19 protein-coding genes and 1 pseudogene are annotated in these 22,869 nt (G+C 56.0%); 6 read left to right on the top strand and 14 right to left on the bottom strand.

The features are described from left to right. Positions 1-130 precede the first annotated feature (130 nt). Both J0A66_RS16345 and mddA read left to right on the top strand, forming a co-directional pair. Positions 131-1,534 carry a tetratricopeptide repeat protein gene (locus J0A66_RS16345; protein ID WP_206574917.1) on the top strand — a complete coding sequence of 468 codons (1,404 nt, stop codon included), beginning with the start codon at positions 131-133 and terminating at the stop codon, positions 1,532-1,534. Between the two features lie 149 nt (positions 1,535-1,683). After that, positions 1,684-2,445: a methanethiol S-methyltransferase gene (mddA, locus tag J0A66_RS16340; RefSeq protein WP_206574916.1), complete on the top strand. Its 762-nt coding sequence runs from the start codon at positions 1,684-1,686 to the stop codon at positions 2,443-2,445. A 106-nt stretch (positions 2,446-2,551) separates the two neighbouring features. Here the strand turns inward: mddA and J0A66_RS16335 are convergent, their stop codons facing one another. The 4 genes and pseudogenes from J0A66_RS16335 to J0A66_RS16320 form a co-directional block, all read right to left on the bottom strand. After that, positions 2,552-2,698, bottom strand: coding sequence for a hypothetical protein (locus J0A66_RS16335; RefSeq protein WP_206574915.1), 147 nt, complete (start codon positions 2,696-2,698; stop codon positions 2,552-2,554). A gap of 155 nt (positions 2,699-2,853) precedes the next feature. Beyond that, the gene (locus J0A66_RS16330; RefSeq protein ID WP_206574914.1) at positions 2,854-3,891 is read right to left on the bottom strand and encodes a serine hydrolase domain-containing protein; all 1,038 of its coding nucleotides are present in this window, start codon (positions 3,889-3,891) and stop codon (positions 2,854-2,856) included. 146 nt (positions 3,892-4,037) lie between these two features. After that, positions 4,038-4,955: a histone deacetylase family protein gene (locus tag J0A66_RS16325; protein ID WP_206574913.1), complete on the bottom strand. Its 918-nt coding sequence runs from the start codon at positions 4,953-4,955 to the stop codon at positions 4,038-4,040. Then, positions 4,952-6,792: pseudogene (locus J0A66_RS16320) on the bottom strand (GNAT family N-acetyltransferase). The gene J0A66_RS16325 and the pseudogene J0A66_RS16320 overlap by 4 nt, the downstream one beginning before the upstream one ends. A gap of 130 nt (positions 6,793-6,922) precedes the next feature. Between J0A66_RS16320 and J0A66_RS16315 the strand changes: the two are divergent. Beyond that, positions 6,923-8,224 carry an MFS transporter gene (locus tag J0A66_RS16315; RefSeq protein WP_206574912.1) on the top strand — a complete coding sequence of 434 codons (1,302 nt, stop codon included), beginning with the start codon at positions 6,923-6,925 and terminating at the stop codon, positions 8,222-8,224. A gap of 5 nt (positions 8,225-8,229) precedes the next feature. On the opposite strand, the gene J0A66_RS16310 is transcribed toward J0A66_RS16315, so the two are convergent. From J0A66_RS16310 to J0A66_RS16265, 10 genes are all read right to left on the bottom strand, one after another. Further along, complete coding sequence (locus J0A66_RS16310; protein ID WP_206574911.1) at positions 8,230-8,688, bottom strand: tellurite resistance TerB family protein; 459 nt, start codon at positions 8,686-8,688, stop codon at positions 8,230-8,232. Beyond that, positions 8,678-9,421: an EAL domain-containing protein gene (locus J0A66_RS16305; RefSeq protein ID WP_206574910.1), complete on the bottom strand. Its 744-nt coding sequence runs from the start codon at positions 9,419-9,421 to the stop codon at positions 8,678-8,680. The genes J0A66_RS16310 and J0A66_RS16305 overlap by 11 nt, the downstream gene beginning before the upstream one ends. Before the next feature lie 81 nt (positions 9,422-9,502). Beyond that, positions 9,503-10,483, bottom strand: a complete 981-nt coding sequence (locus J0A66_RS16300; protein ID WP_206574909.1) for an NAD(P)/FAD-dependent oxidoreductase — start codon at positions 10,481-10,483, stop codon at positions 9,503-9,505. Positions 10,484-10,552: 69 nt separating this feature from the next. Next, positions 10,553-11,329, bottom strand: coding sequence for a S1/P1 nuclease (locus J0A66_RS16295; RefSeq protein WP_206574908.1), 777 nt, complete (start codon positions 11,327-11,329; stop codon positions 10,553-10,555). Then, positions 11,326-12,324, bottom strand: coding sequence for a sterol desaturase family protein (locus J0A66_RS16290; protein WP_206574907.1), 999 nt, complete (start codon positions 12,322-12,324; stop codon positions 11,326-11,328). Before J0A66_RS16290 ends, J0A66_RS16295 begins: the two co-directional genes overlap by 4 nt. An 8-nt stretch (positions 12,325-12,332) precedes the next feature. After that, entirely contained in the window at positions 12,333-14,540 is a 2,208-nt protein-coding gene (locus J0A66_RS16285; RefSeq protein ID WP_206574906.1) for a TonB-dependent receptor family protein, read from the bottom strand. Continuing rightward, the gene (locus J0A66_RS16280) at positions 14,540-15,754 is read right to left on the bottom strand and encodes an imelysin family protein (protein WP_206574905.1); all 1,215 of its coding nucleotides are present in this window, start codon (positions 15,752-15,754) and stop codon (positions 14,540-14,542) included. The genes J0A66_RS16285 and J0A66_RS16280 overlap by 1 nt, the downstream gene beginning before the upstream one ends. 115 nt (positions 15,755-15,869) lie before the next feature. Continuing rightward, a complete protein-coding gene (locus tag J0A66_RS16275) occupies positions 15,870-17,612 on the bottom strand; it encodes a cadherin repeat domain-containing protein (protein ID WP_206574904.1) in 1,743 nt (580 codons plus the stop codon). 174 nt (positions 17,613-17,786) lie between these two features. Then, entirely contained in the window at positions 17,787-18,209 is a 423-nt protein-coding gene (locus J0A66_RS16270) for a TOBE domain-containing protein (RefSeq protein ID WP_206574903.1), read from the bottom strand. Positions 18,210-18,417: 208 nt separating this feature from the next. Beyond that, a complete protein-coding gene (locus J0A66_RS16265; RefSeq protein WP_206574902.1) occupies positions 18,418-18,873 on the bottom strand; it encodes a GNAT family N-acetyltransferase in 456 nt (151 codons plus the stop codon). A 191-nt stretch (positions 18,874-19,064) separates the two neighbouring features. Between J0A66_RS16265 and yciH the strand changes: the two genes are divergently transcribed. The 3 genes from yciH to J0A66_RS16250 all read left to right on the top strand — a co-directional run bounded on the left by yciH (position 19,065) and on the right by J0A66_RS16250 (position 22,684). Then, positions 19,065-19,385 (top strand): stress response translation initiation inhibitor YciH, encoded by a 321-nt coding sequence (gene yciH / locus J0A66_RS16260; RefSeq protein WP_206574901.1) that lies wholly within the window; start codon positions 19,065-19,067, stop codon positions 19,383-19,385. A 29-nt stretch (positions 19,386-19,414) separates the two neighbouring features. Continuing rightward, positions 19,415-20,212 carry a response regulator gene (locus J0A66_RS16255; protein WP_206574900.1) on the top strand — a complete coding sequence of 266 codons (798 nt, stop codon included), beginning with the start codon at positions 19,415-19,417 and terminating at the stop codon, positions 20,210-20,212. Between the two features lie 102 nt (positions 20,213-20,314). After that, entirely contained in the window at positions 20,315-22,684 is a 2,370-nt protein-coding gene (locus tag J0A66_RS16250) for a penicillin acylase family protein (RefSeq protein WP_206574899.1), read from the top strand. Positions 22,685-22,869 lie beyond the last annotated feature (185 nt).

The raw sequence follows: 22,869 nt of genomic DNA, 5'->3' as shown, positions 1-22,869 counted from the left end.
CATGCTGCTTAATGGCCTTGATGATTTGTTCTTCGGTATAACGTTTTTTCATTCTGAGATCTCCATTGGCTCCAGTTTATTGGAAATCTCATCAAAGTCATGGTGTTAAATCTGGGGAGAAGGTCACCCCTTGTCACCGTCACTGGCGGTTCTGCCCTACAGCAATCTTAGCGAAGGCGGTGAGTTTAGTTATTTTGCCAGGGGTCTGACCGAAACCATCACGGACTCCCTGAGCCGGGTCAGCGGCCTTAAGCTGATCGCCCTGGCGTCAGCGAGCAATACTGGTGAATCGGACCAGGATGCCCAGGCTATGGGTGATAAGCTGGGGGTGGCCCAGGTTGTGACGGGCAGTGTGGAGAAAATAGGCGAGCAGGTAAGGGTTCATACACGCTTAGTCCGGGTAGCCGATGGTAAATCCCTGTGGTCTGCGGTACATGAACGTCAGGTTGACAACGTCTTTGCCATCCATGATGAGATATCCCAATTCATCGTCTCGCGTTTGTCTGAACTGATGGCCGAGCAGTATCAACTGCCCGGCTCCCCATCCGCCGGGACAGTCACACAACAGGACTCCAGCGCCTATCTGCTGGTCCTGCAGGCCAATGCCCTTCGCCAGGGCGGCTCCGGACAGCAGTTGACAGAAGCACAGCAACTATATCGCCAGGCGCTGCAGCTTAAGCCCGACTATCCCCAAGCGCTGATTGGCCTGGCAGCCGTCATCCGGGCCAGGACCACCCTGGGGGATATCCCCCGCGAAGCGGGGTTTCCCGAGGCGCTAAGCCTGGCCCACCGGGCCGTATTGCTGGCTCCGGATCTGGCCGATGCTTTTGTGCAGATAGGCGAGATCCAATATCGGCACTTCTGGGATTTCAAGCAGGCCGACGCGTCCTTTCAACAGGCGTTGGCGGCTGCGCCAGGCAGTGCCACCGCCCACGCGGCCTATGGGCGATTTCTCAGTAAGGTCGGGCGTCACCGGGCGGCCATCCAACAGGCCAGGACGGCGCTGGAGCTGGATCCGCTATCGCCGGGCGCCTTAGCCTCCCTGATCATTCGCCTGATCCGGGTAAATGAACTTGACCAAGCCAGACAACTGCTTGAGCAAATGAAACAACGCTATCCCGGTGATGCCAATATCCCGTGGCTGGAGACCAACTGGCATATCCGACATCAGTCCTACAATGAGGCATTGCAATGGATTGCCCTGGAAGAGCTGGCCTATCTGCGTCAGTCACTCAGTGCTATGGCCCTGCATTTTTTGGATCGTAAAGGCCAGGCGCAAAAAACACTCAACGAATTGATTGCCACCGATGCAGAAGGTGCGGCCTTTCAGATAGCCGAAGTCTATGCCCAGTGGCAACAACTCGATCTGGCCTTTGTCTGGTTGGACAAAGCATTCAGTCAGGGCGATCCCGGGCTCTCTGAACTCTACTCCAGCGTCAATCTGCACAATCTGTACGAGGATGAGCGTTTCTTTGCCCTCGCTGCCCGGCTGGGCCTGCCTGTGTTATCTGCCCAGGCGCTTCGCCAGCCATGATGCTTAACCATATGATTTAAATAAACAAAATAACATGTCACGAAAAAGTCATCGAATGGTTGGTACCTGATCATGTGCATATCGGCCCAATAGGCCACACTCCCGGCCACGTCGCAGGACGTACCTTTAACCAACACCGGGAGACTACTATGAAACCTGTTCTGATACTGGGATATGGACTGTTAAGCTACGGCTTGTTCTTTGTGACCTTTCTGTATTCCATCGGCTTTGTCGGTAACCTGTGGGTACCACATTCCATCGACTCCACCCCCACCCAGCCTCTGGCAATGGCGCTGCTGACCAACCTGGCGCTGCTGACCCTGTTTGCGGTGCAACACAGCGGCATGGCCAGACCGGCTTTCAAACGCTGGCTGACCCGTTATATCCCTGAAGCGGCAGAGCGCAGTACTTATGTACTGCTGTCGACCCTGTGTCTGGCTCTGTTAATGTATGGGTGGTCCCCCATGGGCGGAACCCTCTGGCAGATGGACAGCCAGTGGGCGCGCTGCCTGATGCACAGTCTGTACCTGGCAAGCTGGGGGTTGTTGCTGTACGCCACCTTCCTGATCAATCACTTTGACTTGTTTGGACTGCGCCAGGTCTGGGCAGCGTTTCGTCGCAGGCAGCCAGCGCCTCTGCGTTTTGTTACCCCCACCCTTTATCGTATTGTTCGCCACCCAATCTACGTGGGTTGGCTGGGCATTGTATGGTTCACTCCGACCATGACCGTGACCCACGCCCTGTTTGCCGCTGGTGCCACAGCGTACATACTGGTCGGCATTAAACTTGAGGAAAAGGACTTAGAGGATGCTCACCCTGAGTACGCCCAATACAAACGTAAAGTGCCGGCGCTGATCCCGTCATTGCGTCGCCGCCTGCAAAAGACCAGACCCGTGGCCACGGTAGGCTAACAGCAGACGCTCCATTCCAGGCAGGCCAACTCAGCAAGTTGTCGGGTTGCCCACCCCCTACCCCATCATCACCTTAGATGCTCCGTCACGCTTCGGCCCAGGGCGCTTAAGGCATAGCCCCTTCTAAATTGGAGGCGAGCTTCCTCGCGGTGTCGGCAAATACCTGCGTCCAACCACCGAAAATATTCATGCCTTTATACAATGACTGACTGGTACCGCTGACCAGTACCGGAAACGCCAGAAGCGGCCTCATCGTCAAAAAACACCTCAGCATGGCTGACAATTTGTGCAGGCGAGTATTGACCCGCGTTGACGATATTCACTGCCCCGCTGGGACCGACCAACTGGAACGCAGTTTTGTTGAGTTCAGCATTCCCTGCGATGGTTGTAATCGCCAGGTAGTGTTGGCTAGGGCAGATAGAGTCCGGCCACCTGCTCGGCCAGCGGCATCACATCCGGTCCCCGGCGGTTGGTCAGTACCAGTACCGTGGTCTGCTGCTGCGGGTAGCGCAGCACATAATTGCGAAAACCACTGGTGCTGCCGTCATGGTGCAGGCGCCGATGGCCCTTGTGGGTATCGACCCGCCAACCAAAGCCATAGTCGCCGAAATTGCCGGTCCACATGGATGCCAATGATGTCCGGGACAATAGCCGCTCGGTATACAGAGCCTGATCCCATTTGAAATAGTCCAGTACCGAGCTGTAAATACCACCATCACCTAATACCGCGCTGGTGGTACTTTGATCGGAGAAACTAACGTTGTCCTGCTCCACAAGATAACCGTAGGCACGATGCGGTACCTCTGAAATGCCTTTCTGATACGCCACCGTACTGTCCATGCCTACAGGGGTGAAGATATGGCTGTCCAGAAACTCGGCAAAGGGCTGGCCGCTCCTCTCTTCCACCAGTACCGCCAGCATAGCGTAGGCCGTATTGCTGTATCGGTATTGCGTACCGGGCTTGAAATAGGTGTGATCCGTTTCCTTCATCATCCGCAGGGCATCGCGGTCCGAGACCTGGCCGGTAAAATCCTCCGGGATCAGCGACTCGTAATCGATCAGACCGGAGTTATGCTGCAGCAGGTGACGCAAGGTGATCTCCGCGCCATAACCAGGGAAGCCTGGGAAAAGCTGGGTGAGGTTATCCTCCAGATGCAGCTTGCCCTGCTCCACCAACATCATCACTGCGGTAGCGGTAAATTGTTTGCTGATGGAGGCCAGCCGAAAGTTGGTTTCTGGTGTCACCTTTATGCCCCGCTCCAGATCCGCCATCCCGTAGCTCTTAACCAGCACGGCTTGGCCTTCTTGAACCACCAGCACAGACGCGCCCGGCTTGTCGCCCTGATACCCGGCAAACAGCCTGTCCACCTGTTGTTCACGATCATCCGCCCTGCTGCAGGAGATAAGCGTCACCGCAGCCAAAATAGCCACCCACCCCTTTGTCATGCCTGTATCCTGTTGCTGTCAGCCTTAACCTGTTCAAGATAACAGATGACGGAAAAACCTTGAAGCAGCCACAATGCAGCTCCACCTTGACCAGCAAGCCTTGCCGGTCAAACAGCGGATAAATATCGGCTTGAGGTCCATCCGCCCTACTCCATCATCGCCTTAAGATGCACCGTTACACTGCGGCCCAGGGCGCTTAACGCATACCCCCCTTCCAGGCTGGAGACTAACTTGCCATCGCAGTGCTTATTGGCCAGGGTTTTAAGCTCGCGGGTGATCCAGTCATAGTCGGTTTCCACCAGTTTGAAATGGGCCATCTCATCCTCGTAGTGGCCGTCAAAGCCGGCGGAGATCAGGATCAGCTCTGGAGCAAAGGCATCCAGCTTGCCCAGCCAGCAGTCGCTGACCGCTTCTTTAAATGCCTCGCCGTCGGTGCCGGCAGGCAGCGGCAGGTTGAGGATATGCTCGTTGCCCGGGCCCACATTGTAGGGATAGAAGGGATACTGATAGGACGAGCAGAACAGCACCCGTTTGTCGTTAAAGAAGATATCCTCGGTGCCGTTGCCGTGGTGTACGTCGAAATCGACAATGGCGATGCGTGTCAGACCATACTGTTCCATGGCATGGGCCGCTGCCACGGCGATATTGTTAAAGATACAGAAGCCCATGGCCTTGCTCCGCTCGGCGTGATGGCCGGGGGGGCGTACGGCACAAAAGGCCTGGCTGGCTTTGCCCTGCATCACCCAGTCCACCGCATCGATATTGGCACCCGCTGCGTACAGGGCCGCGTCCAGGCTCCGGGGCATCATCTGGGTGTCGGGATCCAGGTGCACCATGCCATGCTCCGGGGTGGTGGCGAAAATCCTGTCTACATAGGCTTTATCGTGCACCCGGTAGAGTTGTTCGCGGCTGACCTGCCCTGCCTGGTGGCGGAGCAGGGAAAAATCCAGGCCCGAGGCAATCAGCCTGTCGTTGATGGCGTCCAGACGCTCGGGGCTTTCGGGATGCTCGTTGCCCACATCATGCAGGCCGCAATCCGGGTGGCTGATAAAAACCAGGCTCATTGCTCTTGCTCCAATAATAATTGCAGGTTCACCTCTGATGGATCTTCACTGGCCTGCCGCCGGAATCCGGCATTTTCAAATACCCGCAGCATATTCTTGTTATCGGCCCGCACATAAGCCAGCATCCGGCTGATGCCCCGTTGACCGGCTATTTTGATCATCTCACTCAGCAACTGTCTGGCCATGCCCTTGCCATGATATTTCTCGCGGGTAACAAAGGCCACCTCGCAACTTTGGCCATCGGCCGAAAGATAGTAACGCCCCACTGCCTGGATCTCTGACACCGAGCCATGCTGGCGCACGATACACAGGGCCAGATCGCGACTCTGATCGACGCTGACCAGGCTGCAGGATTTTTCCCGGGTCATCTGGGTCGGATAGTGGTTGTAGCGGTAAAACAGGGTTTCCTTGGTATGAGAGTAGAAAAACTCCTGCAGACGCCGCTCATCCGCTGGATTAAGGGGGCGTAGGTCAAAAGGCTGGTTATCGATATGCAGGGTCTTGACGCTGATGGGTCCCAGCTCCGGCACTTCACGGGGGTAGTCTTTCTGATAATGGGGCACCCAGTAATGCTCCCGTACTTTGGCCAGCAGGTCGGCGCGAAAATCCGGATGGGCGACACGGATAAGCTCCAGGGCCCGCTCGCGGATACTGCGGCCTTTGAGTGAGGCCACCCCGAATTCGGTGACCACATAATGCACATGACCGCGGGAGGTGACCACCCCGCTGCCTTCGGTAATGGTGGGCACAATACGCGACAGGGTACCGTTTCTGGCAGTGGAAGGCATGGCGATAATGGGCTTGCCCCCGGGGCCATGGCTGCGCCGCGGATAAAATCCACCTGGCCGCCAATGCCGCTGTAAAACTGATAGCCGATGGAATCCGCCACCACCTGGCCGGTCAGATCCACCTCCAGGGCGCTGTTGATGGCCACCATCTTGTGGTTGCGGGCAATGTTGGAGGGGGAATTCACATAGTCACTGGGATAAAACTCCACATGGGGATTGCCGTCGACAAAATCATACAGGGCCTTGCTGCCCAAACAGAAACTGGTCACCGTCTTACCCGGATGAAAGGTTTTACGTCGGTTGTTGATTACCCCTTTGGACAACAGATCGATAATGCCATCGGTAATCAGTTCGCTGTGCACGCCCAGATCCTTGTGATTCTGCAGATAGCGCAACACCGCATTGGGGATCTTACCCACGCCAAGCTGCAAGGTAGCGCCGTCTTCCACCAGCATGGACACGTACTGGCCAATCCGCTCGGTTTTCTTGTCCAGTTCAAACTCCGGCAGCTGCGGCAGCACCTGGGGCAACTCCAGGCAGGCGGAGAGTTCAGACACATGGATATGGGAATATCCGCTGGTACGCGGCATCATGGGATTGATCTGGGCTATCACATGGCGGGCCTTACGCACCGCCGCCAGGGTCACATCCACCGCCACCCCCAGCGAACAATAGCCGTACTTGTCCGGCGGGCTGACCATGACCAGTGCCGCGTCCAGCGGCAGAATATCCTGCTCGAACAGAGACGGCACTTCGGACAAAAAACAGGGCGTATAATCGGCCCGCCCTTCGGCTACGGCCTTGCGGATCTTGTCGCCGTTGATAAACAGGGTATTGACCTTGAACAGCTCGCTGTACTGGGGCTCCACCCAGCGGCTCTCGGACAGGGTGTTAATATGCACCACCTCAATATCATGCAGCCCCTGGGCGCGGGCAATCAGATCGTCTATCAGGCCGTTGGGCACCGCGGCATTGGAGCCAAGAAAAATCCGGCTGCCGGATTTGAGCAGTGCCTGCCAGTCGGGCCGGTTGGGCAAGGCGGTATACATAGATGGATCCCAATGCTGTGATGTTTGGCTAGTCTGGCAGAATTCCTGCGCTGAATCATTGATCCCGATCCAGCCTTTAAAAATTCGCTTAAGTCCATAGACTTAGATAAAACCACTGAATGGACGCAGCATGAAGCAAATTCCCGGCGCCCACAGCCTGTATCAGATTGTAGAAGGTGAGGACGAGGCACGCGCCTGCAAGGACCTGCCCGATGACGTCTGCCGGCAGGTACCCGGAAACTTTCTGGCCATCTGCGCCAGCCTGGTGCTAACCAAGCTCGGCGATCTGTGCGCCTCGCCCAAAATCGTTCTTACCTGGCTGCTGGGCGCCATTGGCGCGCCGGCAGCACTGATTTCCCTGCTGGTGCCCATACGCGAGTCCGGCTCGTTGATTCCTCAACTTGCCATCGGTGCCTGGGTGCGCCGCCACCCCAAACGCAAGGGCTTCTGGTTGCTCGGCAGCGCTATCCAGGGCAGTTGTGTGATCAGCATGGCCCTGGCCATCTGGATGCTGCCGGGTACCCAGGCTGGGGTGACAGTGGTAGTGCTGCTGGCCCTGTTCAGCCTGGCCCGCGGCCTCTGTTCGGTCACCGTCAAGGATATCCAGGGCAAGACCATTCCCAAGCGGCGCCGCGGACGGCTGTCGGGTATCGCCAGCACGGTGGCCGGCATCATCACCGCCGCCATCAGTCTGGCCTTCTTCGCCGGCCAGGAAGATCCCACCGTTACCTTCTACAACCTGCTGCTATTGTTCGCCGGGCTGCTGTGGCTGTTTGCCGCAGTAATTTTTATGCTGGTGGAAGAGCAACCGGGGGAAACCTCAGGCGGCAGGAACGCCCTAAGTGAAGGGATTAAAAATCTCTCTTTGCTGAAAACCGATACGGAATTCCGCCATTTCGTGCTGTCCCGGGCGCTGTTGATGGGCTCCGCCCTGTCAGCGCCGTTTATCCTGTTGCTGGCGCAACAAAAAGACAGCGACCCGGCCACCTTCGGCGCGTTTTTGCTGGCCAGCAGCCTGGGCGCCAGCCTGTCAGCCAGCATCTGGGGCTTTCTGGCGGATGATTCCAGCCGGAAGGTGATGCTGCGAGGCGGATTGATCGCTGCACTTTGTTGTCTGGGGCTGTTTACGGTCGAAATCTTCACCCCCTTCCAGCAGTCCTGGCTCTATGCACTTTTTTACTTCGTTCTGAGTGTGGCCCATTCCGGGGTGCGCATCGGCCGGCAAACCTACCTGGTGGATATGGCAGGGGGAGTAAAACGTACCGATTACGTCTCGGTCAGCAACAGCGTCATTGGCGTGCTGCTGTTAACCATGGGCGGCATTACGGCAGCGATCGCCACCTGGTCAGTCCCCACCGTGGTGTTGTTCCTGGGCCTGATGGGCTTAAGTGGCGCCCTTTGCACCTGGCGAATGAAAGAGGTGGAGAGCTGAACGGCTCAGGAGAGTATTGCGCCTTCCTGGGCTTTGAGTTTGGCCTGGATAAACTGACCATGGGACAAATACAGCAAATCGGCTATTCGTCTGATCATATGCTCTTCATGGGGATCCAGATGATCGTCTGCATAGGCCAGTTGCCATAAGTGTTCGACGATGCGAATTTTCTCATCGTGGGTGCATTGCTCATGGATAAGGCGGGTGAAGCTGACCAGATCGGCGGCATGCTCAACCTGTTCGGAAGAACTTTCCAGCAATGATTTGGCCTGCTGTTCGGACAAACTGAATTGCGCTGTCAGCAGATCCTGCATCAGGGCAAGTTCGGTCTCGCCCAACTCATTGTCAGCCCTGACGACTTCGCAATAGAGTACTGCAGTGGCCAAATCCAGTTGCAACTGGGACTGGCTTTGCTCGGGTTGGGCCAGGTTATCCTGAACCCAGCGTCTGAATCTAGCTATCAAGCATGGTCTCCTCAATACTGGCCAGGGCCATAAATTTGGGCTTACACAGGTAATAGCCCTGCATATACCTGACGCCGTGCTGCTTCAGATACTCAAATTCGCCTTTGGTTTCCACCCCTTCGGCGAGCAGCAGAATATTGAGCTGACTGGCGGTCAGTGCCATGCCGTTGAAAATCGCCTGCTTGACCGGATTGCTGTCAATGCCGCGGATCAGGTACATATCCAGTTTGATAATATCCGGTTGAAACTGAGCCAGCAGGTTCAGGCCAGAATAGCCTTCACCAAAGTCATCGATGGCAGTCAGAAACCCCCTGGCATGATAGGTACTGAAAATTTCCACGATCTTGGCCGTATCTACTTTTTCGTGCTCTGTGACCTCGAAAATAATCTTTTCCCGGGGAAACCGGTGCTGATGGGCCGCTTTAAGGGTTTCCCTCAGGCAGGCCTCGGGCTCATACACGGCGTTGGGCAGAAAGTTGATGCTCAACCGGGTGTCGCAGCCAAGTTCACTGGCGATACGAATAGCGGTTACCCGACAGGTCTGGTCGAAGCTATAGCGGTTATCATCGGTTACCCTGGACAGAATACTCCAGGCCCCCTCCCCTTTTGGGCCCCTGACCAGGGCTTCATGAGCGAATATTTCACCGGTACGCACATCAATAATAGGCTGAAAAGCCATGGCAATATCAAAATCCAGTGCTGAGTCGCACTGGCATTGCGAGCAGGAAGCCATATTCCTATCCTTTGCTGCTTTTCACTAAAGCCTAACAGAAATATGCCGGGTCGTACCAACATGTTCACCGGAAGGGGTTAATCAAGCTATTGAATCATATAGTGCTTTTACTGCTTTGTGGGCTGTTTTAAAAACACAGGGCAACGAGCCTCCCATGCTCCAGTCGCCCAATCCCATCAGCCTGCGCTCAGGATCGTGGATCAGCCCCGGCAGATGCCCCAAAGGGGACAGGCGGGCAAACCGCCAGTAGTGCTGATAGGAATGACTGACCTGCAGAGGGGGCAATTCCAGCAACTCGCCCAGTGCGCTGGCGGCACGCCTGGCCACCTCGTCCTTAGCGGTATACTGCAGACGGGCCGACTCCGGGTGTGAAAACTGCACCACCCAGATCTGCCTCTTTGCCTGACGATCTGGCTTGGCGCTGTCGAGCACCGCAAGTTGCAAAAGTTGTTGGTGGGCGTAGATGACGGGCATCGCGTCCGTCACGGGCCGGGCCAGTTGCATGGCCACACTCCAGCATGGCAGCCAGTCCGTCTCCCTCGTATCGGCAATATCCGGCAGATGTTCGCTCAGCAGATGTCGGGTCTGTGGCCAGGGCGCCGTGACCACCACGTAATCAAACAGGCCGAATTTGCGCTGCTGCTGATCCCAAAGCATCCAGCCTTTGGGCATTTCCTGCATATGCGTAATCTGTATGGAGTTCAGCAAGCTGGCCCCCTGCAGCCAGAAGCGGCAGGCGGCGTTCATACCGGGCGTAAATACAAAAAACTGGTCATGGGTTTGCTGGGCACTGAAATAGTCTGTTTTATCGTAGGGTGTAACTGACCAGGGGCGGACAATGCCCAGCGCTTCCAGCGGCTGCAACTGTTCCAGTAAGTCAGGATCAGCGGTGCGAAGAAATGAGGCGCCAGGATCGAAGCTGCCCCAGTCGGTGCGCTTGGTTGAGCTGCGCCCACCTGGCCCCCGGGACTTTTCAAAAACAGTGACTTGGTGGCCGGCGGCAGTCAGATAGCTACACAGCAGACATCCACTCATTCCTGCACCGACAATGGCAAACTTCATGGCGGGCTCCTCCCTGTTCTGTTATTCCTGTTACGCAGGGACAGAAACAGAGATCAGCAAAAACGCGTTTTATTTCACGACCCGGATTTGCTGGTTAAGCAAATAGCCTAGCCGGAGCCCAGCCTGGATCAGGCGCTGCAGCGCAAGCTGCTTATCTTCTCTCAACCTGGCTGACGTGATGTGTTTTGGGGCAGAGGCATAGATACCCCTGGTGATGCGATAAGACTCCCCCAGCCACTGATTCACCGAGGCAACCTGCCACATTAGACGTTCCTGTTGTTTGACACCAGCACCCAAGCTGGCCGCCAGCTTGTCCGCCGCCGGCGTACCTTTGAGGACCAGCACGTCCCAGTAGTAATGCAAATTGACCTCTTCCTGGCCAATTGTCACTTTGTACTCGTTGCCCCCCTTGTCATCGGCAAAGCTGACATGCAGGGGCTGGTGCAGGTCGCCCACCAGGTGAACGACAAAGGCCAGGGCCTCTGCCCGTTCGGCCAATTCTCCCTTATGCATGGCAGCCAGGTTCTGCGCCAGGGCGCTGACAATACAGGGGCGGCTGCAGTCCCGTTTGGCATCATAGCTCTGGGCGCCTCGGGGCAGATTGACATAATGCCAGGGGCCGGTGTGAGCATAGGCATCGAGTTTCATTTCCCTGACCAAATCCGGCCACACAGCCGCCTCGGCCAGGGAAGTAAATCCTTTGGCCTGGAGCAGATCCCCGACCTGGCTTTTCACTTGCGGCGTAAGACTGGCCCAGGCAATCTGCGCCACCGTGCGATGGCCTTTCTCGCCCCAGGCCAGAGCCAAACCCGGCCAGAGCAGCGCGACCAGCATCAGATACTTCACACCTTGGCCCCTTCAACAAGCGTCACGCCCCGGCGTTTACGCAAAGCCTTAAACCGCTGCCAGTTCTGTGAAAATGGCTCCAGATAGAGACTGTGAAGACGGTCATGACCGGTAAAGTGTTTGCCCACGCCAAAACGAATACGGCCAACCTGGGAGGATTTAATCAGGGTGCCAGCCAGCCGATCCCAGATGGCCAGGGCTGAACCCAGATTGCGGTCATAGTGATCCGGATGATCGCTGTGGTGAATCTGATGCTGCGCCGGACTGATAAAGATGCCTTCCAGATGATCGCCGAAGGGCAGCCACACATGGGAATGGCGCAGGTTGGCGCCAAGCACATTGAATACAAAGACAAAGAGGTTGGCGCCGAGTACGTCCACCATGCTTAAGGTCGGGCCAAACAAATAATAACCAAGACCCACCGCCAGGCCCTGAGCCAGGCCCATCCGACAGGCATAGAGGTAACTTTCCAGCGGATGGGTGCGATAAATGGTCATGGGCGTCAGCACTTTGGCCGAATGATGGACCTTATGGTAATCCCACAGAAAAGGCACTTTATGCAGCAGGTAATGCAGCAGGAAGCGGGTAACGTCATCCAGTAGAAACAGCAGCAGAGTAAAGCTGGCAATCACCACTGTCTGGTGGTCACTGACCGGCCGGATCTGACCGAAAATCTCTTCCAGGCCCGCAGAAAAGCCCATGGCAACGGGAACCATGGTCAGCACCAGCGGAGCTAAAAATAAGCCCTTGAGCAGTGCATTGAAGCAAAACAGCCAGTAATCCTGCCTGGCTGAGGCATGCCCCCAGATTCTGGGATGAAACAAGTAGCGAACAAAATCCCCCGGGGCAAAACGGCGATATCTGAACCAGAAGGCCGGTACGGCCAGCAGCAGGCCGCCCAGCAGGTAAGGCAGGTAGATGCGCTTACCCGAATCCAGCAGATAACCGGGTAGCGCCATCAAATCGTCCAGGCCAAGTTGCAACCACTCAAGCATGCCCATATTCAGAACCGGTATTTATATCCTAAGAAGGCCTGTTGCGGTTTGGTGGGTCTTGCGCCGTAAGGTCGCCGACTGGCAATTTCCGCCTCATCGAACAGGTTGTCCACTTTAATATAGACAGTGCTGTTGGTGTCCAACTCATAACTGGCACTTAAATCCACCAGAGTATGGGCGTCGACTGTTACACCGGACAGGGTCACCCCCTCGCCCGCCGCCTCTTTCATCTCGCCCAGGTAATTGATCAGCACCGATACCTGCCAGCGGTTCGCCGACAGACCAAAACTCAGGGTCAACACATTATCCGGCAGGTAGGGCAGTTCATCACCGGCCTGAATCTGGCCCCACATCTCAAAATCCGAGTCCAGATCGGTTTTGAACTCTCCCTGGGTGTGGGTATAGACCAGTGACCAGGGCAGTGTCAGCTCGCCGTTCAGTTTGACGTAGCTTTGCACACTGGCTTCCAGGCCATAAATATCCACCGCTCCACCATTGTAATCCTGATCCAGGTTGCCTTGGGTCACACAACTGGCAGAGGTGGAAAAGGAGCAGCTTTCCTTGAGGTTCTCTATATCGTTGAAAAAGCCAATAAGCTCAGCCCGGGTGCCGTTGCTGGCATAGCGCCAGCCCGCTTCATAGTTAACACTCTCTTCAGGACGGATGCGCACATCCTGCAAGGGACTGGTGGGCACGAAACCTTTATGCACGCCAAACAGCAGGCCAGAATTGCCGGTCAGATCGTAAAACACACTGGCGCCGGGCAGCCAGATCCTATGGGTCTTGCTTTGCCAGTTCTGTTCCTGGCCCGGCGCCCGGTTCTGATAGTCCCCTTCGATATGCTCCCCGCGGATGCCCAGCGTCAAAGTCCAGTCACCCAGGCGCACTCTGTCCTGCAGATACACCGAGATAGCCTGAGTTTCTTCCCTGTCAGTGGTAGTGGCCAGCGTTTCCTCACCGGTACTCTCCAACCGGCCCGAACGCATCAGATAATGATCTTCGGTATGATTACGTTCAATCTGATCCTGGTGAATTCGGGTGCCGGCTTCGAGCTCATGGGTCAGGCTACCCCATGCCAGCGACCAGCCCAGATCCAGTTGCAGCCCCTGGGAATAGTATTCCCTGGCATTATCCCCCAGTACCAGAATCTCGCGAATACCCGAGTCCTGTGTGCCGGTCAGCACCTGGTAATAGGGCTGGTAAAGCTCGTTGCCCGGCTCCTGCAAGACTTCCTGCAGGCTGGGCACCTGGCCCCCCTGGGAACTGGCAAATCCGTTGAGCTTAAACCAGCTGCGTTCAAAATCATTTCGATACAAGCGAGTGGTCAGGTTAAAGCTATCCGTTTCCAGATGATGGCTGAGCATCACCTGGCTGTGTTCCCAGTCCATCCTCGCCAGTTGGCTGGCCGCATAACGACGATAAGGAGTAGCGGCAAAATCCGCATCGGTCAGCCCGAGATAGGTTTCATCTGAGGTTTCGTCGGCGTAGGCCAGTTTCAGCTCCAGGCGCTGTCGGATGTCGCCACTGTCCCTGTCCCAGCCTAATTTGGCCATCAGATCATTTTTCTCGAAACCCGTATCGCCCCCGCCGTCCAGCTCTTTGAAACCTTCGGTCTGCACATGCAGTCCTTCGAGCAGGTAACTGAAATCGCCGAGGCTATCACCATAGTAGCCGTGCGCTTTGCCGTAGCTGTCCGTACCCAGGCTAAGATCCAGGCCTCCTTCCCGTCCCGCCGGCAACGGCCGGGTGACCAGGTTCAGGGTGCCGGCCACTGTATTGGGGCCATACTGAATGGCGCCGGGGCCCTTGGTCACTTCTACCGCTGTCATCCGGCTCATCATGGGGAAGTAGTAAGCTGCCGGCGCCGAATAGGGAGCGGGCCCTATCAGTACGCCGTCTTCAAGGATATTGATTTTCTTGCTGCGCTCAGGAGTGACACCACGAAAACCGATATTGGGTCGCAGGCCATAGCCGTCTTCGACGCGGATATTGACGCCCGGAACGGTGGCCAGGATGCGCGCAATATCATCGTATTCGTATTTTTCCAGCGTCAGTTCGTCAATCAGGGTGACGGAACCGGCGTTGGCTGAAAGCCGCTGGTCCGACCCAATGACACTGTAACGCTCGATTCCCTGTGGGGGTGTCGCGGCATCATCCGCCAGCGCCAGCTGGCTGGCCATACTCAACCACAGCATTGAATAACGGGGCTTAAACATCAGTCATTATCCCCTGCGCTGGTGGCCGGCAATTCCAGTGCCAGGCTGTTGATAAAATCTGCTTTGAGGGTGTCGGTCACCGCTTTGACCTGGCCATGCAGCTCACGCACCTGCTCCGGATTTTGTTCCAGGGCCTCGGCCAGCGTACCGCCAAAGGCCAGGGTCAGTTCCATGGCCAGAGCCAGATCCTGATGCAGGCGGCTGGCCGTGTCCGCATCGCCCACATCCAGCAGGTAGTCGTCAAAGCCGACGGCAGAGTCGGCATCATCGCCACCCTGCAGCAGGCGGCGAAATCCGAGCAGGTTGTTATGAATATTCTGCAACGAATGACCGGCCCAGGGGGATTCCACATTGGCCGCACAGGGCACTACACCACAATCGTTGAGCAGAATCCCAAGCGGCGTGGCCAGCTTGGCGTCCTTGGTCACTTCGGTAAGGTAAAACAGGGCATCGGATACATCATTGACGGCCTCATGGGCGGTGGCAAAAGCACTACCGGGCAGTCCGGCGTCCCTGAGCACCGAACCGTACCCCGCATCTCCCTGCCAGGCATCAAGCAGGACCTGGGCATTGCTCCGTATGTCCTCGGACACCAGAATCGCGTACTCACAACGAGCCACCCGCCTTTCGGCCTCGGTTAACCCATCCCAACCTACCGGGGCCGTGCCCGCCTGTGTACAGCTATGATTCAGGTTGTCGTTAAACAGCAGGTATTCCAACGCATCCAGGCCCCGGCGACTGTTGGTGCGGCTGTCAATACTGTAGCCGTCCTGACGCGAGAGCATTACATCCTGATCCACAGCGCAGCCGCTGGTATTGGGCCAGGAATAGATACGGTTTCGCAGACTGCCACTGTTATCCAGCAGGGGGCCTATCTGCATCATCTCGGCTTGCTGCCAGCTGTCCATCAGATGCCGCCAGCCCTCACGGGCCTGCTCCTTGCTTTCGTCCCGGCTTGCATTCTGCTCAATCTCGCCCTCACAGTAGGCAGTAACCCTTGCCAGTGCGGTTTCGCTGGCCTGAACGACGTTGCTGTAGGTTGGGATCAGGGCATTGTCCACCAGGCTTTGCAGCAACAGGTTCTGATTGAAATCGGTCTCGGGGCCAGGCTCAGGAGTACCGAACTGGCTGCCCTGGCGCTGGCTGCTGCTTTCACCGCAGCCGGCCAGCACTAAGGCTGTCAGGCAGGCGATTGCTAACGGACGGGTCTTCATATCCACTCCAAAAACTCAAGGTAACAAACGGAAAAAGGCCCAATAGACGGGCCAAGCAATTAAGGGGCAGCCGGCCCGGCGACTCGCCGGGCGTTTTCAGGCTTGGGCATCTGGCTTACCAGTTTTCCACATTCTGTTGCTCAAAGCCGTAGGCGGCCTGCAACATATCACGGGCCTGGATCAGATTGGCCTGATAAGCCTCCACATCCCCCTGGAAAACGGGTGCATCGCCAAGCAACTGGTGCAATTGTTCGAAATCTTCCAGCATGGGAGAAAAACGATTGAACTGCAGCCCCAGGGCAAAACCTTTCATTTCCGACCAGTGCTTGGCCAGATCCGCCAGGCTGAAAGCATCGCTGGCAAGCTTGCTCAGATCCGCATGGCTGTCGTTGATATAGTGGATTACCGTGGCGGCAATGGAGTACTCCCAGTTAACCAGGGCCTCATCGCGGGCTTCCAGCAGGTCCGTCATTTCATCATCGGTCAGCTCACGGCCGGCAGCGGCGGCATCGGCGATGATCTTGCGTCCCTGCAGGAATGCGTTCATGGCGTTCGCGGAAAAGTCGGTGGCGACTGTCGCGCCCAGATCACGCTTGGCCGCATTGGTGGACTGGCCAAAATTGTACTCAGCGTTAAAATCGATAGCCCCGTCACCATCTGTATCATGATGGCCTTGCCAGTCGTCACGGCCGTCTTTGCCGGCCACTTCATCATCGGAATAATCCAGATAATCGCGGGCGGCGCCGAAGTAACCGAAACCTTCGTCAAATTGGTGCTCCAGCACAGTGCAGGCTCCCGAGCAATCCGCCTCGGTGTTACTGGTCAGCAGGCCTTTGCCCTCTGTATCGTGATCCAGATAATCGTCCACGCCCTGGGAGTAAGCCACTGACATCAGCAGAAACTTCTGGATGAGCTGCTTGAGATCCCGGCCATCCTGGGTCAGATAGATAGGCAGATCGTTACCTTCAGCATCCTGGCGACGGGTGCCGGATAACTCCAGCTCAGCATTGTCGGCCAGTTCATTAAAGAGACTCATTACCAGGCCTTCTGGGGTGGTGCTGCCGGTGGCGCCCCAGCCGGCAAATTCGCTGTTCCAGTCCTTGTGCTGGCCGACGGCATCGTTACCGGCAATCTTCTCGCTCAGATCCTTTTTACTGCCGGATACTTCGGTCAGGAAGCCCTGCAGGGAATCGGGAGTGGTGGTGGTCAGGAGCTCACGTGAGCCATGGACTTCTTCGTACTCTGTCGTGTCCGCCAACTGATAAAACTGCATCAGACGGTCCAGTACCTCAGCACGGCTGTTGAAAGTGTCCGCCGCTTCAAACGCATCCGGATCGCCCAGTTCACTGCCGATAAAGTTATACAGATCGTTAATCAGCAAGTGGCGGGCAATCTGCCCGCTGTAATTCACACTTGAGCTGCCGGGGATCAGACTCTCAAAGCCGTAATAATCCAGCTCATCGCCCACTTCCAGGGTCAGCTCCTTGGTAAAGCTGGCGCCGGCACTGTCGGTGGCCGTCACATTCAGGGTGATTTCGGTCTCTGATTCGAAGTTCAATTTTTGCTCAGCTACCAGCTTAAGGGTGCTGCCATCCACTTCGAAGCGCTGATCATCGACACTGAAGGTATGGGTATCACCGCTGTCCGCATCGGTCACGCTGAGAGAGCCAATTTCGGCGCCAGGGGCATTTTCCATCACGCTGCTGGCAGACAGGGTCACGTCAGTTGGAGCACTGTTGGACGGTGTGGGCGTGGGAGTGGGAGTGGGCGTGGGAGCCGGATCTGAGCCAGAACCACCACAGGCGGTTAAGCCCAGAGAAACCAAAACAGCGAGCAGTGTCTTTTTAGTTGCTAACATTGTGTCCTCTTAACCTTCAAGCCTTGCACCAGAAACAGGGTGCACTATCGAATAAGGCGATAATACAGAAGTTATAATGCGAATCAATATCAACTGCACCATTTTTAACGTCAGCATAGATGATCAGACCAGCCAAGAGGTTAATAAGGCAGACAAGAGGCAACAAAAACAGACTCAGGTAAGACGGCGGGCGCTCTGGGTATCAAATAACAGGGGGTGAGTAGCATTCAAAGTCACGCCGACTTGCTGCCCTTCTTCCAGGTGCAGGGAGGACGGAGCCGAAGCCAGCAACTCTTCACTTGTGGGCAGTTCCACCAGATAGAGGGTATCAGTGTCGCGAAACCAGCGGCTGAGAACCCGGCCGGTCAGTTGTCCCTTTTCGCCCAGAGTCAGTTCATGGGGCCGAATCATCATCTGCAGCCAGTGTCCGGATTCGGCGGCCAGGGGTAACGGCAGACGGATCCGACCGAAGACCGTATCCCGATGCCGGCTATCCACTACCATGCCACTCAGATAGGCAGCCTTGCCGATAAAGTCCGCCACCAGACGATTGGCTGGCCCATGGTAGAGGCTGTATGGCTCATCCCACTGCAGCATCCAGGACAGGTTTGATCAATGCCTCTGTACGGGCAGAGTAGACATTAACCTCATCGGCGGCCTGTATTGCAGGCGCCCCCATCACTAAGCTGGCCACGGCAAGGGTCAGTAACTTACGTATCTTATTCCTTAGAATCGATAGATCGGTCCCAGAGGCAAACTTTTTTGATAATAATTCTCAATAACCTCTAGCGCCCAGGCGTAGGCTTCAAGCTTTACTCTCGAACATAAAATACTGACATTCCTGCATACCCAGTTTCTGATAGGTGGCCTGGGCGATTTCATTCTCCTTCTCCACGTAAAGCCTGAATCCGCAGACATTGCCCTGTTCAAGCGCCATTTCCCTGACCCGGGTATACAAGGCTGAATAGATGCCCTGGCGGCGTGACTGGGGCCGCACGTAGACACTCTGGATCCACCAGAACAGTTTGTTACGCCAGTCACTCCACTCAAAGGTCACGGCCAGACTGCCGACAATTTCCCCTTCCTGTTCGGCTACCAGATAAAATCCAAAGTGGGGTTGGTTGAGCATACCTGCCACCCCACTGCGTAGCGTTTGTGTGTCGAGCTGTTTACCTTCGGTCTCCAGCGCCATGGCCTGGTTAAACTCCGTCAACGCTTCAAGGTCATTACTCCGGGCCAGTCGCAACGTATATTGGTTCATAGGCGCTAAGTTCCTGTTCAAAATGATAAATTCATCTGTTTCGATTCAAGGGCATTGTACGTTATGCCTCCTTGGCGGCCAACCTTGAGTTGCTCAAACAGCTCCTGGGCGATAAGTTCAATGCAGAGCTATAAAAAGCCCCGACCATTGGTTAAGATCTCAGGGTAGACAATTCAGTCAAGAGTCCTCATATGAAAGACAATTATCTGGTCTATTCGACCGAATCGGGCCGGGTTGAACCCGACGCCCCGGTCAGGGCCAAACCAAGCGGCGATGGCATTATCCGGATTCGCCGTGAAACAAAAGGCCGCAAAGGCAAAGGCGTAACCACAGTGTCCGGTATGTTGATGGAAGACGAACAAATCAAACAACTGTGCGCCGATTTGAAAAAGCTGTGCGGTACAGGCGGCACCGTTAAGGATCAGGTAATCGAGATTCAGGGCGACAACCGCGACAAGATCAAGGCCATACTGGAAAAGAAAGGACTACAGGTAAAACTGGCCGGTGGCTGACTCATCAATTTCCCATTTAAGGAATCCCCATGGAGCATATTTCCCGTTCCGAATTAAACATACTGCTGGTTGAACCCTCCGACACCCAGCGCAAGATCATCACTGGTATGCTGGCCAGGGAAGACATCGGGCAGATCGAGAGTGCCGGCAGTGTCAAAACTGCACTGGATATAATCCACAAACACGGCGTCGACCTGGTGGTCAGCGCTATGTATTTTGAAGATGGCACCGGCCTGGACCTGCTCAAAGCCATCAAGCAGAACAGCAAAACCCAGTCTTTACCCTTTATGCTGGTATCCAGTGAGTTTCGCCCGGCCAAACTGGAAGAATTCAAACAGGCCGGAGTGGTCGCAATCCTGCCCAAGCCCTTTGAGCCGGTGCATTTAAACCGGGCGCTGAATGCCACCCTGGACCTGATTAATACTGAAGAGCTGGAACTGGAGCTGTTCGACATCCACGAAGTCCGGGTACTGCTGGTGGATGACAGCCGCCTGGCGCGCAACCATATCCGTCGGGTGCTGGAAGGCATGGGCCTGCAGAAGATCATCGAGGCCGAAAATGGTGCCATGGCCCTGACCCTGCTCAAGGATCATACCTTCGATTTGCTGGTCACGGACTACAACATGCCGGAAATGGACGGCCGGGAGCTGTCGGAATTTGTCCGCTTTAATCCGGATACGGCCCATATTCCCATTATTATGGTCACCTCCGAAGCCAATAGCGCCCATATGGCCAATATTCAGCAGACCGGGGTCAATGCACTCTGTGACAAGCCCTTCGAGTCAGCCGAAGTCAGAAAAATGCTGATGTCCCTGCTGGGGCACTAAAGTCAGCGGTGGCGATGACAATCGCCGCCTTTTCAGCGAAGAAGGCTTCAGTTTGTCCGTTTTTCTGCATAAGATGGGGCAAAATAACAACAAGGACTTCCCATGCCCGTCCGCTCTTCTTCGTTATTCAAAAAACTGTTCCTCTTTTTACTGGTATTACTGACGGGTCTCTGTGTGGCCGCTTATGGATTGTTGCGCGCCAGCCTGCCGTCCCTGGATGGCGAGCAACCTATGAAAGGGCTGACGCAGACGGCAACACTGGAACGGGATGCCGGGGGTATGGCGGTGCTGAGTGCCGGCAACCGACTGGATCTGGCCAGGGCCACCGGCTTTGCCCATGGCCAGGAACGCTTTTTCCAGATGGACCTGCTCAGACGCAACAGTGCCGGCGAACTGTCGGCCCTGTTTGGTGAGGCGGCGCTGGATTACGACAGGAAAATCCGTCTCCATCGTTTTCGCCACCGGGCGGAACAACTGATTGAAAACCTCTCTGCCGACCATCGACAACTGATTCTTGCCTATACAGAGGGCGTTAACCAGGGTCTGGCGAGCCTGTCCGCCAAGCCATTTGAATACTATCTGCTGCAGTCTGAACTCGTTTCCTGGCAACCGGCCGATACTCTGCTGACCTTGTACAGTATGTATCTGGACTTGCAGGACGATGACGGTAGCCGGGATTTCAGCCTGACCCTGATGCGTGACCATCTGCCTGACGGACTTTACGCCTTCTTACACCCGGCTGGCAGCGAGTGGGATGCGCCCATCGATAACAGCATTCGGGCCCCCAGCGCCATTCCGGCGGAAAAGTGGCCGCAAAGCCACTCCCAGGAACTGGTGCAACTGGATGGAGAAAGCGAAGACAGGCTGGTTGGCAGCAATAACTGGGCGGTCAGCGGTGAACTCACACCCTACCGGTCGGCGATGCTGGCCGACGACATGCATCTGGGCATCAGAGTGCCCAATATCTGGTACAAGGCCCAGTTTAACTGGACAGAAGCAGACCGGACCCACCAGATTACCGGCGTGACCCTGCCCGGCACGCCACTGATGGTGGTGGGGAGCAATGGCCATCTGGCCTGGGGTTTCACCAACAGCTACGGTGACTGGAGTGATTTGATTCGCCTGCAGTTGGACGAGACTGGTGAAAAATACCTGACCCCGGAGGGATATCTGTCTTTTCAGCCTGTTAACGAGACGATAAGAGTCAAAGGGCAACCTGCTGTGACGCACACGTTCAGGGAAACTATCTGGGGACCGGTTATTGGGGAGGATGCCGAAGGTAATCTGCTGGCCTACCGGTGGGTGGCCCATGATCCAGAGGGTGCCAATATGAATCTGATTGGCATGGAGCAGGCCAGAACCGTTGAGGACGGCTTTGCCGTGGGCGCCAGGGCAGGCATACCTGCCCAGAATCTGGTCATGGCGGACAGTCAGGGCAATATCGGCTGGACCGTTGCCGGCGCCATGCCGATTCGATTCGGCTACGATGGTCGTTATATCAGCGACTGGAGTCAGGGCAACCAGGGCTGGGCAGGCTATCGTCATGCGGAGGATTACCCCAGACTACTGAATCCCGAACAGCACAGACTGTGGACTGCCAATTCCCGTGTGGTAGGCGGAAGCATGTACGATAAGATTGGTGACGGCGGCTACGCCCTGGGGGCCAGGAGCCGCCAGATCCGTGACGATCTGTTTGCCAAAGAGCGGTTCAGCGAGCAGGACTTACTGGCCATTCAACTGGATGACGAAGCAGTATTCCTGAGCCCCTGGCGGGAACTATTGCTCAATGTGGTCGTGCCCGGCAGCCAGCATCCGCAGTTGGATGACATCAGACAGGCGCTGAAGGACTGGAGCGGACATGCCGCCGAGGACGATCTGGGCTACCTGCTGGTTCGTCAGTTCCGGCTCAATGTACGTGACAAGGTGTATCAGGATCTCAACCGGGCGATGCTGGAGCAATCAGACAGATTCGATTTCAATTCGGTACGCAACCAATTGGAAGTGCCCCTGTGGCAACTGGTCTCCGCCCGTCCCGCCCACCTGGTGCCGTCCGATTTCAACAGCTGGCAGGAGTTGTTCAACATGGCCCTGACCGATACATTGGCCGGACTGGATGAGGATTATGGGGACTGGCGGCAACTGAACTGGGGTCAGTTTAACCAGGTCGAAATCCGTCATCCCCTCAGTGCTTTTGTACCCCTGCTGGGTAAACTGACGGACATGCCGGCGATGCCCCTTGCCGGCGACAGCTTTATGCCAAGGGTGGCCCGCAATGCCTTTGGCGCGTCGCAACGTCTGGTGGTAGCGCCTGGCCATGAGGACAAGGCTATTTTCCATATGCCTTCGAGCCAGGCCGGCCATCCCTTGTCTCCATACTTTGGTGTGGGCCATGAGGGCTGGCGTACGGGTCAGGCAACCGGTATGTTGCCCGGTGATATTCAATATCGTTTGACCTTAGTACCAAGTAATTGAGCGGCCAGTGACATAAAGGTTGACGAGGGCCGACGGGTGCCATAAATTCGAGTTTATGAACAGATTTACTCTTGCTTTCGGTTTCTTTTTTACCTCACCCATCCCGGGAGGTTAAGGGCTGCACGAAAGCAAACCAAAAAACCTCCCCGCCGGGAGGTTTTTTTTTGCCGGTTTTTATCATCCAC

Source organism: Bowmanella dokdonensis (genome assembly GCF_017254865.1).
GTDB lineage: Bacteria > Pseudomonadota > Gammaproteobacteria > Enterobacterales > Alteromonadaceae > Bowmanella > Bowmanella dokdonensis.
The sequence above is the reverse complement of the archived record's forward strand: the minus strand, read 5'-3'. Positions and strand labels throughout refer to the sequence as shown.

Coding starts and splice junctions, on each gene's coding strand:
- J0A66_RS16275 (WP_206574904.1), bottom strand. CDS start 17,612: ATGTTAGCAACTAAAAAGACACTGCTCGCTGTTTTGGTTTCTCTGGGC.
- J0A66_RS16335 (WP_206574915.1), bottom strand. CDS start 2,698: ATGAGGCCGCTTCTGGCGTTTCCGGTACTGGTCAGCGGTACCAGTCAG.
- J0A66_RS16315 (WP_206574912.1), top strand. CDS start 6,923: ATGAAGCAAATTCCCGGCGCCCACAGCCTGTATCAGATTGTAGAAGGT.
- J0A66_RS16330 (WP_206574914.1), bottom strand. CDS start 3,891: ATGACAAAGGGGTGGGTGGCTATTTTGGCTGCGGTGACGCTTATCTCC.
- yciH (WP_206574901.1), top strand. CDS start 19,065: ATGAAAGACAATTATCTGGTCTATTCGACCGAATCGGGCCGGGTTGAA.
- mddA (WP_206574916.1), top strand. CDS start 1,684: ATGAAACCTGTTCTGATACTGGGATATGGACTGTTAAGCTACGGCTTG.
- J0A66_RS16255 (WP_206574900.1), top strand. CDS start 19,415: ATGGAGCATATTTCCCGTTCCGAATTAAACATACTGCTGGTTGAACCC.
- J0A66_RS16270 (WP_206574903.1), bottom strand. CDS start 18,209: ATGCTGCAGTGGGATGAGCCATACAGCCTCTACCATGGGCCAGCCAAT.
- J0A66_RS16290 (WP_206574907.1), bottom strand. CDS start 12,324: ATGCTTGAGTGGTTGCAACTTGGCCTGGACGATTTGATGGCGCTACCC.
- J0A66_RS16250 (WP_206574899.1), top strand. CDS start 20,315: ATGCCCGTCCGCTCTTCTTCGTTATTCAAAAAACTGTTCCTCTTTTTA.
- J0A66_RS16285 (WP_206574906.1), bottom strand. CDS start 14,540: ATGTTTAAGCCCCGTTATTCAATGCTGTGGTTGAGTATGGCCAGCCAG.
- J0A66_RS16305 (WP_206574910.1), bottom strand. CDS start 9,421: ATGGCTTCCTGCTCGCAATGCCAGTGCGACTCAGCACTGGATTTTGAT.
- J0A66_RS16300 (WP_206574909.1), bottom strand. CDS start 10,483: ATGAAGTTTGCCATTGTCGGTGCAGGAATGAGTGGATGTCTGCTGTGT.
- J0A66_RS16280 (WP_206574905.1), bottom strand. CDS start 15,754: ATGAAGACCCGTCCGTTAGCAATCGCCTGCCTGACAGCCTTAGTGCTG.
- J0A66_RS16325 (WP_206574913.1), bottom strand. CDS start 4,955: ATGAGCCTGGTTTTTATCAGCCACCCGGATTGCGGCCTGCATGATGTG.
- J0A66_RS16265 (WP_206574902.1), bottom strand. CDS start 18,873: ATGAACCAATATACGTTGCGACTGGCCCGGAGTAATGACCTTGAAGCG.